15 protein-coding genes and 1 tRNA gene are annotated in these 14,223 nt (G+C 30.9%); 9 read left to right on the top strand and 7 right to left on the bottom strand.

Annotated features, from left to right (window positions below):
* Nucleotides 1–77 (bottom strand) — tRNA-Arg (locus tag ACP5FO_RS05425).
* Between the two features lie 93 nt (nt 78–170).
* On the opposite strand from ACP5FO_RS05425, the gene ACP5FO_RS05420 reads away from it, so the two are divergent.
* Genes ACP5FO_RS05420 through ACP5FO_RS05395 form a run of 6 tightly spaced genes read left to right on the top strand, consistent with a single transcriptional unit; the run spans nt 171 to nt 5,693 of the window.
* Nucleotides 171–716: a macro domain-containing protein gene (locus tag ACP5FO_RS05420; RefSeq protein WP_428106574.1), complete on the top strand. Its 546-nt coding sequence runs from the start codon at nt 171–173 to the stop codon at nt 714–716.
* Nucleotides 706–1,608 (top strand): NAD(+)/NADH kinase, encoded by a 903-nt coding sequence (locus ACP5FO_RS05415; protein WP_287006133.1) that lies wholly within the window; start codon nt 706–708, stop codon nt 1,606–1,608. Before ACP5FO_RS05420 ends, ACP5FO_RS05415 begins: the two co-directional genes overlap by 11 nt.
* A complete protein-coding gene (locus ACP5FO_RS05410) occupies nt 1,586–3,082 on the top strand; it encodes an AAA family ATPase (protein WP_428106577.1) in 1,497 nt (498 codons plus the stop codon). The genes ACP5FO_RS05415 and ACP5FO_RS05410 overlap by 23 nt, the downstream gene beginning before the upstream one ends.
* Complete coding sequence (gene murG / locus ACP5FO_RS05405; protein ID WP_428106580.1) at nt 3,070–4,155, top strand: undecaprenyldiphospho-muramoylpentapeptide beta-N-acetylglucosaminyltransferase; 1,086 nt, start codon at nt 3,070–3,072, stop codon at nt 4,153–4,155. The genes ACP5FO_RS05410 and murG overlap by 13 nt, the downstream gene beginning before the upstream one ends.
* On the top strand, nt 4,139–4,891 hold the full coding sequence (locus tag ACP5FO_RS05400; protein WP_428106585.1) for a ParA family protein: 753 nt from the start codon (nt 4,139–4,141) through the stop codon (nt 4,889–4,891). The genes murG and ACP5FO_RS05400 overlap by 17 nt, the downstream gene beginning before the upstream one ends.
* Entirely contained in the window at nt 4,884–5,693 is an 810-nt protein-coding gene (locus ACP5FO_RS05395) for a ParB/RepB/Spo0J family partition protein (RefSeq protein ID WP_428106588.1), read from the top strand. Before ACP5FO_RS05400 ends, ACP5FO_RS05395 begins: the two co-directional genes overlap by 8 nt.
* Here the strand turns inward: ACP5FO_RS05395 and ACP5FO_RS05390 are convergent.
* Together ACP5FO_RS05390 and tilS are read right to left on the bottom strand one after the other, a co-directional pair.
* A complete protein-coding gene (locus ACP5FO_RS05390) occupies nt 5,683–6,483 on the bottom strand; it encodes a HemK/PrmC family methyltransferase (RefSeq protein ID WP_428106591.1) in 801 nt (266 codons plus the stop codon). The genes ACP5FO_RS05395 and ACP5FO_RS05390 overlap by 11 nt on opposite strands.
* Nucleotides 6,480–7,448 (bottom strand): tRNA lysidine(34) synthetase TilS, encoded by a 969-nt coding sequence (gene tilS / locus ACP5FO_RS05385; protein ID WP_428106596.1) that lies wholly within the window; start codon nt 7,446–7,448, stop codon nt 6,480–6,482. Before tilS ends, ACP5FO_RS05390 begins: the two co-directional genes overlap by 4 nt.
* A 58-nt stretch (nt 7,449–7,506) precedes the next feature.
* On the opposite strand from tilS, the gene proC reads away from it, so the two are divergent.
* On the top strand, nt 7,507–8,325 hold the full coding sequence (proC, locus tag ACP5FO_RS05380; RefSeq protein ID WP_428157135.1) for a pyrroline-5-carboxylate reductase: 819 nt from the start codon (nt 7,507–7,509) through the stop codon (nt 8,323–8,325).
* Here the strand turns inward: proC and ACP5FO_RS05375 are convergent.
* The 3 genes from ACP5FO_RS05375 to ACP5FO_RS05365 form a co-directional block, all read right to left on the bottom strand.
* Nucleotides 8,309–8,878, bottom strand: coding sequence for a hypothetical protein (locus ACP5FO_RS05375; protein WP_428106605.1), 570 nt, complete (start codon nt 8,876–8,878; stop codon nt 8,309–8,311). The two genes, proC and ACP5FO_RS05375, sit on opposite strands and share 17 nt — an antisense overlap.
* Nucleotides 8,879–8,949: 71 nt before the next feature.
* The gene (gene clpB / locus ACP5FO_RS05370; RefSeq protein ID WP_428157134.1) at nt 8,950–11,550 is read right to left on the bottom strand and encodes an ATP-dependent chaperone ClpB; all 2,601 of its coding nucleotides are present in this window, start codon (nt 11,548–11,550) and stop codon (nt 8,950–8,952) included.
* Nucleotides 11,551–11,601: 51 nt separating this feature from the next.
* Nucleotides 11,602–12,036 carry an Hsp20/alpha crystallin family protein gene (locus ACP5FO_RS05365; protein ID WP_428106609.1) on the bottom strand — a complete coding sequence of 145 codons (435 nt, stop codon included), beginning with the start codon at nt 12,034–12,036 and terminating at the stop codon, nt 11,602–11,604.
* A gap of 130 nt (nt 12,037–12,166) precedes the next feature.
* Between ACP5FO_RS05365 and ACP5FO_RS05360 the strand changes: the two genes are divergently transcribed.
* Nucleotides 12,167–13,015: a DnaJ C-terminal domain-containing protein gene (locus tag ACP5FO_RS05360; RefSeq protein WP_428106614.1), complete on the top strand. Its 849-nt coding sequence runs from the start codon at nt 12,167–12,169 to the stop codon at nt 13,013–13,015.
* A gap of 10 nt (nt 13,016–13,025) precedes the next feature.
* Complete coding sequence (locus ACP5FO_RS05355) at nt 13,026–13,400, top strand: MerR family transcriptional regulator (RefSeq protein WP_428106619.1); 375 nt, start codon at nt 13,026–13,028, stop codon at nt 13,398–13,400.
* Here the strand turns inward: ACP5FO_RS05355 and ACP5FO_RS05350 are convergent.
* Nucleotides 13,397–14,140 carry a sulfite exporter TauE/SafE family protein gene (locus ACP5FO_RS05350; RefSeq protein WP_428106623.1) on the bottom strand — a complete coding sequence of 248 codons (744 nt, stop codon included), beginning with the start codon at nt 14,138–14,140 and terminating at the stop codon, nt 13,397–13,399. The two genes, ACP5FO_RS05355 and ACP5FO_RS05350, sit on opposite strands and share 4 nt — an antisense overlap.
* Nucleotides 14,141–14,223: the final 83 nt, after the last annotated feature.

Genomic DNA, 14,223 nt, shown 5'->3' with positions numbered 1-14,223 from the left:
TGGCGCGCCTGGAGGGATTCGAACCCCCAACCAACGGATCCGAAGTCCGTTGCTCTGATCCGTTGAGCTACAGGCGCTTTAAATTATTTAATTAATAAAATTCTAACAAACACATTTGAATTTGTCAAAAAAAACTGTATAATTGCTTAAAAGTAAAAGGAGCTTATGCGATGGAAATTTATTCAATAAGCTTAAATGATAAAACCATAAAAGTCGTAACTGGCGACATAACACAAGAAAGTACACAAGCAATAGTTAACCCAGCTAACAATTATCTAAAGCACGGTGGAGGCGTTGCAGGAGCTATTGTTTCAAAAGGTGGTTTTGTTATTCAGGAAGAAAGTGACAAAATAGGTTATGTAAAAACTGGCAGCTGTGCTATTACCTCAGGTGGTAGTCTCAAAGCAAAGTATGTAATACATGCTGTTGGCCCAGTCTGGCAAGGAGGCACAAATAGCGAGGAAAACTTGCTAAAAAGTGCTGTGATTTGCGCATTGCAATTAGCCAAAAAATACAATTTAAACTCAATTGCTATACCTGCTATTTCAACGGGAATTTTTGGTTTTCCAAAAGAACGTGGTGTAAAAATTATTACAGATGCAGTAATTGAATTTTTAAAAACAAATGATTTACCTAAAGAAATTCACTTCACAAATATAGATGAGTATACGTCCAACCTATTTGTTTCTTATTTAAAGAGTTTAAATGTTGATTAGAAAAATTGGTATAATAAAAAAGTCAAATGTTAAAAATTTAGATATACTTGTCAATGAATTAAAAAGCTTTCTAACAAAAAAAAATGCTGCAGTAAACTTTGAGATAGATGTGGAAAGTCTGGAAGGCGATACACCTGTTTTGCAAGAACCTCTTGATTTAATTATTGTACTTGGCGGAGATGGTACATTTTTAAGTGCAACACGTGTCGTTTTAAAATCAAGCTACGATATACCAATAGTGGGCGTAAATCTTGGTAAAATTGGTTTTTTAACTGAGATTTCAGTTGAAAACATGTTTTATAATTTGGAAAAAATATTTAACAATGATTTTGCAATAGAAGAAAGAATGATAATAAATGTAAATTTTCAGCCAAGTTCAAACAGTTTTCAAAACTACAGCGTATTTAACGATGTCGTAATAAATAAAGGGGCGCTTGCCAAAATTATTGGTATTGATACATACATCGAATACTGCTCAAAAAAACAGTTTGTTTCAACATTTTTTGCTGATGGCCTTATTATTGCAACACCGTCTGGCTCAACAGCTTACAATTTGGCAGCAGGCGGGCCAATTGTTTACCCAGAACTTGATTCATTTATCTTAACACCAATTGCACCTCATACATTATCTAATAGACCTATTGTGTTGCCTGACAATGTTACTATACATCTGCAGCTTCATGAAGACATAGATAGAGTATTTTTAACTCTTGATGGTCAGGTGGGCTTTAGGTTAAACAAAGGCGACAAAATTATAATTAGCAAATCATCAAGAAAAATAAAGCTAATTACAGATAAAAACAAGAATTACTTCGATATACTAAGAATAAAACTTGGGTGGGAAGAAAGAAAAATTACATCCCTGGATTATGATAAAAAGCATAAGGATTAAGAATTTTTTAACAATCAAAGATATTGAGCTTAATTTTGATGAGCATTTTAATGCCATTGTAGGCGAATCTGGCTCAGGAAAATCGCTTATTTTAAAAGCAATAAATGAGATTTTTTCAAGCAAAAACGATACCGAAATGATAGGAAATTTTACTGACTCATCTACTATAAGCATTGATTTTGAAGCGGATTTGTCAAAATATGGATTTTTGCAAAAAGTGTTTAAAATAGAAAAAATCATAAAAAAAAGCAAATCTCAATTGTTATTAAACAACAGAACACTTAGCAACAAAACTGCCCAGACAATAAAAAACGAAATTGTAAATATTGTATCGCAAGACTACAGGTTTGAACTATTTGAAAAAGACAAATTTCTTGAAGTGCTTGATTTATTTGTTGATACAACGGTAATTGAAGATTACAAATCGGCATTTGAAAAATTCAATGAAACTAAAAAAGCCATACATGAACTTGAGCATGAAATAAAAAATATTGAAAATTCTCATCCTGAGATTCTTCTGGAATTGATAGAAAAAGTAAATCCAAAAGAAAACGAGTATGATGAGCTAATAGAAAAAAGAAAACAAATAAAACAGGATCTGGCAATTAAAGACTTTATAAGCCAGCTAAATAACTTGCTTTATGAAGGTCAAAATAATATTTTTGATGCAATTGTATCCTCATTTAAAAAAATAAATGCTTTAGAATCTAAAAAAATACAATCAATAAGCAATGCTTTAGATAAAATACTAAACGAGCTTATTGCTATTAAGCCTTTGTTTGAGCAAAACACTAATGATGAAATTTCTATTGATAATATTGAAAAAAGACTCTTTGAATTAGAAAATCTACAAAGGAAATTTGCTAAAGGCCTAAATGAAATTATTGCAGAAAAAAAGCACCTGAAAGGTTTGATTGAAAAAAAAGATACGCTAAAAGAGCAAATAACAAAACAAAAAATTGAGCTTGAAAATCTTGAAGTCGATCTCTTAAAAGCTGCAGAAAACCTATCTGCTCAAAGAAAACAACAAGCGCAAAAATTTATTCTTGGTATTAAAAAAAATATGCGTGATTTAATGCTTGAAGACGCAGATTTTGATATTGTTTTTAATACAATCGACTTTACCCAAAACGGTCAAGATAAAATTATTCTACTTTTTTCTGCAAATAAGGACTTACCAAAAAAAGAGCTTCAAAAAATTGCATCTGGCGGTGAAAAATCAAGGTTTATTCTGGCGCTTTTTGAATATATAGGGCAAAAAAACAAAAATACACTTATATTTGACGAGATAGAAGAGGGCACAGGTGGCAAAACGCTTGAAGCCATAGCTATCAAACTAAAAAAGCTTTCTTTAGAAAACCAGCTAATATGCATAACACATTCATCAGAAATCCAAAAAGTTGCTGATAAAGTTTTTACAATCCAGAAATCTTTTAAAAATTCCAATACGGTTAGCTATTTATGTCAAGGATAGTTTTTGTCACAGGTGGTGGAACAGGTGGACATTATTTTGCAGCTGAAAGTTTTATAAAATATCTTAAAGATAATAATTACGAACCTATTTTCATAGGAAGCCAATTTGGTATTGAAAAAAAATTAGCAAAAAATTTGGGCGTCGAGTATAAATTACTAAAAACAAAGGGGTTTGCTGGAAAAAACTACATTGAAAAAATAAAAAGCATAATCCATCTTATTAGATCTACGATAAAGTGCATCTATTATGATCTAAAGTATAAGCCAGTATTTGTAATAGGTTTTGGAGGATATACAAGCTTTCCAGTTTTGTTAAGCGCAAGTCTCACAAATAAAAAAAGAATCATTGTTGAGCAAAACTCAATACCAGGGCTTGCAAATAAAATATTAGCTAACTTTTGCAATATAGTATTTGTAAATTTTGATTCTACTAGGCAATTTTTTAAAAAAAAGCATGTTTATTCTACAGGCAACCCTATAAGGAAAATGAATTTTCCAAAAAATAGACATTTTTCAAGTAACTTTTTAAGAATAGGCGTTGTTGGTGGTAGTCGTGGCGCCAAAACTATAAACAAAGCATTATTTGAGTTTGCTCAAATTATTGATGATACAATAAAATCAAAAATTGAAATTATTCACCAAACAGGTATTGATGATTATAAGCAAGCGCTCGAAATTTATCAAAAATACAACATAAAATCTAAAGTGTATGATTTTATACACAATATGGACAAATTTTACTCAAGCATTGACATTATTGTATCAAGGGCAGGCTCAAGTACTTTATCTGAAATTGCATGTTACGGTTTGCCATCAATTCTTGTGCCATATCCACACGCGATTTACAACCACCAGTACTTTAACGCACAAATTTTTGAAAAATCCAATGCTGCTAAGTTAATTTTGGATAAAGATTTTAATGGATATTTTCTAAAAAATTTTATATACTATATAAAAGTGAATGAGTTGGTTGAGATGTCTAATGCGGCCTTTGGCTTGTGCAAAAAGGAAGCCTGCAAAGACATGTTGAACATTATTGAAAAAGAGTTGGTTAAAAATGGCAAAAGTAATTAGTATCACAAATCAAAAAGGTGGTGTTGGTAAGACTACTACAGCTATAAACTTAGGTACTGCTTTGGCAATTTTTTCAAAAAAAGTTTTAATTATTGATATGGATCCTCAAGCTAATGCCACAAGCGGTCTTGGAGTACTGAAAACAGATTCCATATATCAAGCATTAATTGGTAAAAAAACACTGAAGTCTCTTATCCAGTACACATCTATAAAAAATCTTTTCCTTGTACCTTCAAATATCTCATCCATCGCAATAGAAAGCGAGCTTAAAGACAAAGAAGGCAAAGAGTTTATTTTGAAAAACTTGGTAACTCAGGTTAAAGACCAGTTTGATTATATACTCATTGATTGTCCACCATCACTGAGCTTATTTACAATAAATGCACTTGTAGCATCTGATTCTGTTCTTGTCCCTGTGCAATGCGAGTATTTTGCGCTTGAAGGTTTAGCTCAATTAATTAATACTATAAATCTTGCCAAAAAAACGTTCAACCCAAACCTTAAAATTGAAGGCATTCTATTAACAATGCATGATAAACGAAATAACCTATCAAGACAGGTTGAAAATGAAATAAAACAACATTTCTTCAAATACATGTTTAAAACACTTATTCCAAGAAATATAAAATTAGCAGAAGCTCCTAGTTTTGGCAAATCCGTAATTACATACGATATAAAATCCGCAGGCAGTATCAATTATTTGGCTCTTGCTAAAGAGGTATTAAAAAGTGGCTGAAAAAAAAGCTTTGGGTAAAGGCTTGTCTGCTATATTTAGCGATTTTAAAGAAGACAGTGAAAATATTGAAAATATAGCAATTGATGATATAAAACCAAGCCCTTACCAGCCAAGAAATTTTGAAAGCGATGATTCTCTTTTAGAACTTGTTAATTCAATAAAAGAAAAAGGTGTAATTCAGCCAATTATAATAAGAAAAAAAGAAGATTCTTGCGAACTTATTGCAGGAGAACGCAGACTTAGAGCTTCAAAACTTGCCGGATTACAAACAATACCTGCTATTATTAAAAATTTTTCAGATGAAGAAGCAGCCCAAATTGCATTGATAGAAAATATTCAAAGGGAAGACTTAAATCCTTTAGAGGAAGCATTAGCATATAAAAAGTTAATAGAAAACTTTGACTACACTCAAGAAGAATTGGCAGAAAAACTTGGAAAAAATCGCGCTACGATAGCAAATACATTAAGATTATTAAATTTGCCAAAACAAGTCATTAAGCTAATCAAAGAAAATAAGGTTACAGCAGGGCATGCAAAGGCATTGTTGTCTCTAAATGACGAAAAGTTTCAAATAGAATTAGCAAACTTAATAGCAGTAAAAAAAATAAATGTTCGTGATACAGAAGCTATTGTCAAGGAAAAAACCATTAGTTATGATTTTAGTGAATATGAAAACTTGTTACAGAATACGCTTAAAATAAAAACTAAAATAAAATATTCTGGAAAAAAAGGTAAAATTGAAATGACTTTTGGCTCAAAAGAAGAACTTGAAGATTTAGTAAATAAACTTGCTAAAATTTAAATACAGCAATTCTATCTTTGTTTGCATAATCTTTTTTGATATACAAAAACTCTTGAAAAGATTCTAAAAATTTTCGCATATTAGGCGATATTTCTAACATTAAGTACTTTGTAAGATTTTTTGATTTTTTTATAATTTTTTCTATAAGTTCGTATTTTTCATCACACAATAAAGCTATTTTTGGTTCATGCTTTACTTCTTTTGATAATGTTTCAAATTCACTTGGCAGAATATATGGTGGATTTGACACAATAACATCAAAGCCACTTTTAAAACAATTAAGTAAGTTACAATTAATTAAAAATATATTTGATTTTAGAAAGGTTTTATTGATAAACGCTACTCTTAAAGCGCTATACGAAATATCAGAGGCAATAACATTAGCATTTGTGAAACGTTGTATAGAAATTGCTATTGATCCAGAACCTGTGCAAAGATCCAAAATATTTTTAAATCGATACTTATTTATATACTCTATAGCGTGTTCAACTAAATTTTCTGTTTCTGGCCTTGGTATAAGTACATTTTTGTTAACATAAAACTCTAAGCCCATAAATTCTTTTTTGTGTGTTATATAAGAAAGTGGATAACCATCTATCCTTTTTTTAGCAATCTTTATCATTTTTTTGTAATCAAACAAATTTATATTAAGATTAGGATTTGATAAAATAAACATATCATCTTTTTTTAATACATAGCGTGCTATTATAATGCTCTCAAGCATAGGATTTATCACAATATTTTTAGCTAAGTAGTCGTGAACTTTTTTTATTGCAATAGATAAATTCATATTTTTTCGATAATTAATAAATTGTTTATTTTGTAGGCTTTAAAACGTTTCCTGAGAACTAAAATTTTACCTAAATCAATAGTTTCAATTAAACGGTTTATATTTTGAAAGCTTAAAGAATAAAAGTCATTTGTTATTTTGCTTACTGCCATTTTTAAAACCCTGGATTTTATAGAGTAATTAGTTGATAAAATCTCAGTATTAATAATTGCTTTGCCTTCGTAAAAAAAAGCAGCTTTTAAATAATTTTCATAAGCGACTTTGTTTAGAAAATCTCTATCATTACTTAACAATTCAACTTCTCTAAACAAAGTGGATAAAATATTTGGGTTGTAGGATTTTAGTGTTTCAAGTAATTCCAGTCTTATTTTATTTCTTTTATATGAAGTATCAAAATTTGTAATGTCAGTTTTATACTCTAAATTGTTTTTATGCAAATAATTTAAAATCCGGCTTTTTTCTATGCATAATATTGGTCTAATATAAAACTGCCTGCTTGATTTTAGTGAAGTCAATCCATCAAGCGATGAACCTCGTATTAAGTTAATCAAGAAAGTTTCCACAAGATCGTTTTTGTTATGAGCTGTAGCAATTTTATCCAAATTAAACTTATCTTTGCATTTATTAAAAAAATCATACCGAAGAAGTCTTGCCTGTTCTTCTAGGTTTGTATTTTTTTGTCTAGAAATTTTAAGAACATCAGCTCTATCAGAAAAAAAATACACATTGTGTTTTTTTGCCAAATTTTCAACAAACACTTCATCATCATCTGAATCAGGCCTTATTTTATGGTTAAAATGAAGCACAACCAAATCTAAATTAAATTCTTTTTGTATACTTTTAAAAAAATAAAAAAGCAATACAGAATCACCACCTCCAGAAACACCAATACCTATTTTTTGATTTTTGTAAAAGAGTTTTTTTGATAAAGCAAAATTTAAGATTTCATAAAATAAAATATCCACATAAAAATTATACACAATTTTAAAATTTTTTGGTATATTTTAGAGCAGGAGGGTAAAAATGCTAAAAAACAAAAAAATAGGTTTTATCGGCGTAGGCAATATGGGAAGTGCTTTTCTAAGTGGCTTAATCAGCATGGGCATACCAAAAGAAAATATTTTTGCAGCTGATAAACACAAAGGCGATATCATTAGAGAAGAATATGACATATCAGTGTTTGATAATTTTGAACTTGCAAGTCAATCACAAATTATAATAATTGCTGTTAAACCAGCGGATATTTTTGATTGCTTATCTGATATCAAAGAAGCAGTTGACGATAAAAAGCTCATTATATCTATTGCAGCTGGTATTAAGACGCAAGATATTGCAGGATTTCTAAGGCAAGATGCAAAAATTGCAAGGACAATGCCAAATATTGCCGCCTTGGTAAGAGAATCTATTACTGCTATTTATTGCAACGACTATATAAACAAAGAGGAAGAAGAAATAGTAATTGCTATAATGAGCCTAATCGGTAGAACTGTAGTGATTGATTTTGAAGATCTGATGGATGCTATAACTGGTCTATCTGGCAGTGGACCTGCTTATGCGTTTGAAATTATTGAAGCGATGGCAGATGCTGGCGTAAAAATGGGTTTGAAGCGTAAAGATGCAATTAAGCTTTCTGCTCAAGTGCTTAAGGGATCTGCAGAGCTTGTGCTTAAGCTTAAAACGCACCCAGCAGAACTTAAAGATTTAGTAACTTCGCCTGGTGGTTCTACAATTTATGGCTTAAATGTTATGGAACGTGCAGGTTTAAGGGGTATTTTAATGGACACAATAGAAGCAGCCACAAAACGATCAAAAGAATTAGGTCAATCTAAAAACCAATATTAAGTTTAAGACCTACACCAAATTCGTCTTTTGGTATAGTATTTATTATACTGTTTGGATTTTTGTCTACTTGATTATGTTTATATTCTCCGATAAATTTTAATTGAGCATCGTTTGTTAAGTTGAAATTTACACTGGATTCCATTTTAAAACGGTTTATATTTGCTGGAGCCTGAGAAGACTCTATTGGAAGAGTTTTTGATGAAGTGTACGAAACACTTGACTCAAAACCACCTTGAGGAGATTTGCTCTCAAAATTTATCTTTGGACCAATAAGTGTTTGCGTAACTGGTTGGCTAAAATTTGAATCAACACATAGTGAATTTAAAGAGTATCTTCCAGAGCATATATTCCATTTATCTACATTTGCACTTAGTCCTATGCCTACAGATGTATTTTTATTTGTATTTATTTTTCCTAAATTAATATTTGTTGAATTAGAATCAAATAGAGAAGTTTCGGGCAGTAAATTTAAATTTGAGTAATCACCTATGCTTCCTGCAAACGCTCGCTCTATAAAAACAACAATACATATTACAACAATGATATACCTCATATTTAGAATTTATGACATATTTACTAAAAAATCAACTAAAAAAGCGACTAGAACATCTAGCCGCTTTTTTATTACTGTTTTAAAAATACAATCTCGTCTTTTGAGATATTTACAAGGTATGAATAATCTTTTGTGACCTCGTTAGTTAAAATTTTTTTTGCTATTGCATTTTCTATATTATTTTGAATAAAGCGCTTAAGCGGTCTTGCGCCATATACTTGGTCAAAGCCTTCTTGGGCAACTTTCTCTAAAAGCTGTTCCGAAAAGCTAATTTTAAAACCTTTTTGGAGCAGTTTATTTTGGGTTTTAGAAAGCAACAATCTTACAATTTTTTTAATCTCTTTAATACTTAACGGATTAAATATGATAATCTCATCAATTCTATTTAAAAACTCCACTTTAAAAAATTTTCTCAATTCTAAATTGATGTTTTCTTTTGATTTTTCAAAATCTTTTTTAAATTCTTCAATTGTGTCGTCTTGTCTTAAATTTATTAAGTATTGACTACCTAAATTTGAAGTCATTATAATTATGGTATTTCTAAAATCAACCGTAACGCCTTTGGAATCGGTAAGTCGACCATCGTCTAAAACTTGCAAAAGTATATTAAAAACATCTGGGTGAGCTTTTTCTATTTCGTCAAGCAGTATAACAGAATATGGCCTTTTTCTAACTGCTTCGGTTAATTGGCCACCTTCTTCGTACCCCACATAGCCAGGTGGTGCGCCAATTAGTCTAGAAACAGAAAACTTTTCCATATACTCACTCATGTCAATTCGAATCAATGCACGCTCATCATCAAATAAAAATTCAGCCAATGCTTTTGATAATTCAGTTTTTCCCACACCTGTTGGTCCCAAAAATATAAAAGAGGCTATAGGTCTATTTGGATCGGACAGGCCGAGTTTTGACCTTCTTACAGCGTCACTCACAGCTACAACTGCCTGATCTTGACCTACAACGCGCTTTTGAAGGTTTTCTTCCATTTTGATAAGTTTTTCTTTTTCGCCTTCGAGCATTCTTTGCACTGGTATGCCTGTCCATCTTGATATTATGTTTGCAATTTCTTCTTCTGTTACTTCCTGTGTTAAAAGTCTTTCGTCAAGGCTATTTAGCTGTTTATTTTTTTCTTCTAGTTCTCTTGTTAGCTTTGGCAATTCGCCATATTTTAAAATACTTGCTTTCTCGAAATCACCGCTTCTTTCAGCTAACTCAATCTGAGATTTTGTATTGTCGATTTTTTCTTGAATAGATTGTATTTCTTTTATCAGGTTTTTCTCAAACTGCCATTTTGCGTTTAAAACATTTAATTGTTCTTTGAGCTGAGCTAATTCATTATCTAAAGTTTCAAGTCTTTTTTTGGATTCTTCATCTTTTTCGCGCTTTAGGGCTTCTTTTTCTATTTCAAGCTGTGCAATCTTCCTATTTAGATTATCTATGGGCTCAAATGTACTTTCCAGCTGAATTTTCAGGCTTGCTGCAGCCTCATCTATTAAATCTATTGCTTTGTCTGGCAAAAATCTATCTGTAATGTATCTATTTGACAAAACTGCAGCTGCTATAATTGCAGCATCTTTTATTTTAACACCGTGATGAATCTCGTATTTTTCTTTCAAACCTCTTAAAATTGATATAGTCTCTTCAACGCTAGGCTCTGCTACAAATACTGGCTGAAAACGTCGTTGTAAGGCCGCATCTTTTTCTATGTACTTTCTATACTCTTTGAGTGTTGTTGCACCTATGCATCTTAGTTCTCCTCTTGCAAGCATGGGTTTTAACATATTTGAAGCATCAAGGCTACCTTCGCTTGCTCCAGCGCCTACTATTGTATGAAGTTCGTCAATAAATAAAATAATATTACCTTCTGATCGTTTTACTTCATTTAAAACTGCCTTTAATCTATCTTCAAATTCACCTCTATACTTTGCCCCAGCAACTAAAGCGCCTAAATCTAGCGCTATTAATAATTTATTTTTGAGACTCTCAGGCACATCTCCTTTTGCTATCCTTTGAGCTAAGCCTTCAATAATTGCAGTTTTTCCAACACCAGGATCACCTATTAAAACAGGGTTATTTTTTGTGCGTCTGGACAGAATCTGAATGGTACGCCTTATTTCTTCGTCTCTGCCTATTACTGGATCAAGTTTATTTGCTTTTGCAAGTTCAGTTATGTCTTTTCCATATTTTTTTAAAGCTTCATACTTTTCTTCAGGGTTTTGATCTGTAATGCGCACTCCACCTCTAATATCCACTAAACTTTTTAAAATTTTGTCTTTTGTGGCGCCAACTACATTTAAAACAACCGCTGCATCGCATCTTTCAGTCAACGCAAGCAAGAAATGTTCTACGCTTATATATTCATCTTTTAAATTATTTGCCTCTTCTTCACTTCTTTTAAAAACATCATTTAGCTCTGAAGTTATGTATATCTGATCATCTTGTATATTGCTTACCTTTGGAATTTTTTCAATTGACATATCAATTTCATTGTTTAATTGGTTTGTGTTTACGCCTATTTTTTTTAATACAGTAGATGTTATACCATTTTTATCATCAATCAAGGCTTTGAGTAAATGTAGAGAACTAACAAACTGATTACCGTAAGAATTCGCTATATTTTTTGCATTTTGCAATGCTTCTTGAGATTTAATTGTTAATTTATTTATATCCATAAATATACCTCATTTAACCCAAAGGGGGCGATAACCCCCCTGGTGATTTTTTTACTTTTGTACTGCAATTTCAATTTCTTTTGGTTTTGCTTCTAGTTTTTTAGGTAGCTCTAGTTTCAATATGCCATTTTCGTACTTTGCCTTAATTAGTTCTTTATCAACATTGTCTGGCAAAAAAAAACTTCTTGTAAAACTACCATAATTACGCTCAATACGATAATAATTCTCTTTTGACTCCTTTTTCTCGAATTTTCTTTCACCAGAAATCGTTAGAGTATTATCCTCAATTTTAACCTTCAAATCCTTCTCATCCATTCCGGGTATTTCTACTTCAATCTGAATATTACCATCTGCTTCATAAATATCTACAGCTGGCAGCCATTTAGAATCTTGCAAGCTAAAAGATGGCAATACGTCTTCAAACATTTTGTTAATCCTTTCTTGAAGAGTTGTTAACTCCTTAAAGGGTTCTAATGGTTTAAACATATCACACCTCCAAATTTTTATTTTTTCGTTTCAAATATAATCCCTAATAAAAGATTGTCAAGTATAAAAATCTATACTTGACATTTTCATCTTAAATATTATATTAACAGCAAAGGAGTAGGAGGTAACTATGAGGGATCCTTATGAAGTCTTAGGCGTCAGTAAAAATGCTACAGATGAAGAAATAAAAAAAGCTTTTAGAAAATTAGCTAGAAAATATCACCCGGATTTAAATCCAAATAATAAAGAGGCAGAAAAAAAATTTAAAGAAATTAATGAAGCTTATTCAGTCCTGTCTGATAAAGAAAAAAAAGCTCAGTATGACCAATTTGGATTTAGTGGTTTTGATTCAAGTGATCAAAATTATGATAACTTTCGCTCTAATTACTACACAAACAATTCTAACTTTGATATTGGGGATATTTTTAACTTATTTAGAAAAAAATCAAAAAGTACTGGAAATTTCAACGATTTTAATGGTTTTTCTTTTTTTAACGACATGGAACAAGAACAAGGCGATATTGCATATAATTTAACGCTTGATTTTAACCAGGCACTCAAAGGTGATATTGTAACACTAAATATTGATAATGAACAAATTAAAGTTAAAATTCCAGAAGGCACTGTTGATGGTACTAAGTTAAAAATAAAAGGAAAAGGCAAAAAAACCCGTATCGGTAGGGGAGATCTTCATTTAACTGTTAATGTCAGACCAGACCCTAATTTTTATATAAAAGATAACAAGTTATATACTGATTTTGAAATACCGCTTAAAATAGCACTTCTCGGTGGAAGTGCTGAGGTTAAAACACCATATGGCAATATTACAATAAAAATACCAAAAGGTACCCAAACAGGTACAATATTTAAGATTTCAAATAAAGGTTTAAAAAATGGGCCTTTGTATGCAAAAGCAAATATAAAAATGCCGCGAGATTTAACTAGAGAACAAATGGATGTTTTAAGTAAAACATTGTAAAGGAGATTTTATGAGGTTCAAAAAAGATGTATATAGCATAGGCGTATTTTGTAAAATCGTTGATATTCACCCACAAACTTTAAGAGAATATGAAAAGAGCGGTATTATAAAACCTAAAAGAACAAAAGGCAATGTCAGATTTTTTACCGATGAAGATATAGAAGATATAAGATTTATTAAAGAAATGACCAAAACGCTTGGCGTCAACTTAGCTGGCGTAGATGTTATAATGAGACTTAAAAATCAAATCAAAGACCTTGAAAAGCTTATAGAAGAACTCTATAAAAGAATTCAAGAATTAAATGCTAGAGAAAACAACACGCTTCCTGTCGTAAAAGAAGATACAAAAAAACCCAATATTATAGAAATTAAAATAGAAACTTAGGAAAAGAACATCTTTAAGGTTGCAACTAAAATAGCAATAAAAAGTAAGTATTTTACCCATACTATTTCATTCAATACCATATAGCGTGCACCAAAACTTGAACCAATGGCGCTACCTATAGCTAATACAATACCTATCTTCCAATCTACTTGATTGTGAATAATAAAAATTATTAAAGAAGCTATAGTATATACGGCAATTATTGCCACTTTTGCAGCATTTGTTTTTACTATATCAAAACCCTCAAGGAAAACTAAAGCGCTGATAAATAAAAACCCAACACCTGCTTGCAAAAAACCACCATAAAAACCTATGAAGAAAAAAGTTAAATATGATAGGACATTGTTTTTTTTTGTTGAGATTTTGTTTTTCTTCCAAACATCCTTTTTTAAAACAATAAAAGTCCCCATAAACAAGATTAAAACAGCTGCAATTTTTCTTAATAAACTTTCGTTTATCTGGACAACTACAAGTGTACCACAAATAGCACCAAGCGTTGCAGGAATTGACAAAATGAAAGACCGCTTTAAAATATGCACTTTATTTTTTTTGAAACTATAACTGGCAGCTAAGTTTTGAAACAAAATAGAAACCCTATTTGTGCCGTTTGCCACATCTATGCTTAACCCCAAAAACGTCAAAAGCGGCAAGGTAAGCATAGAACCTCCACCTGCCATTACATTTAAAAAACCTGTCAATAAGCCTACCGCAAAGGTAAGTAAAATTTTTAAAATGTCCACTAAACCATTATAATTATTTAATCAATTACTGTCAACCTATTAAATAAAACTAAATTAATTGACTTTTGAAACTATCTTTAGTA

Source organism: Desulfurella sp. (assembly GCF_049977265.1).
Taxonomy (GTDB): domain Bacteria; phylum Campylobacterota_A; class Desulfurellia; order Desulfurellales; family Desulfurellaceae; genus Desulfurella.
Note: the sequence above shows the minus strand (reverse complement) of the source record. Positions and strands in the feature narration are given on the sequence as shown.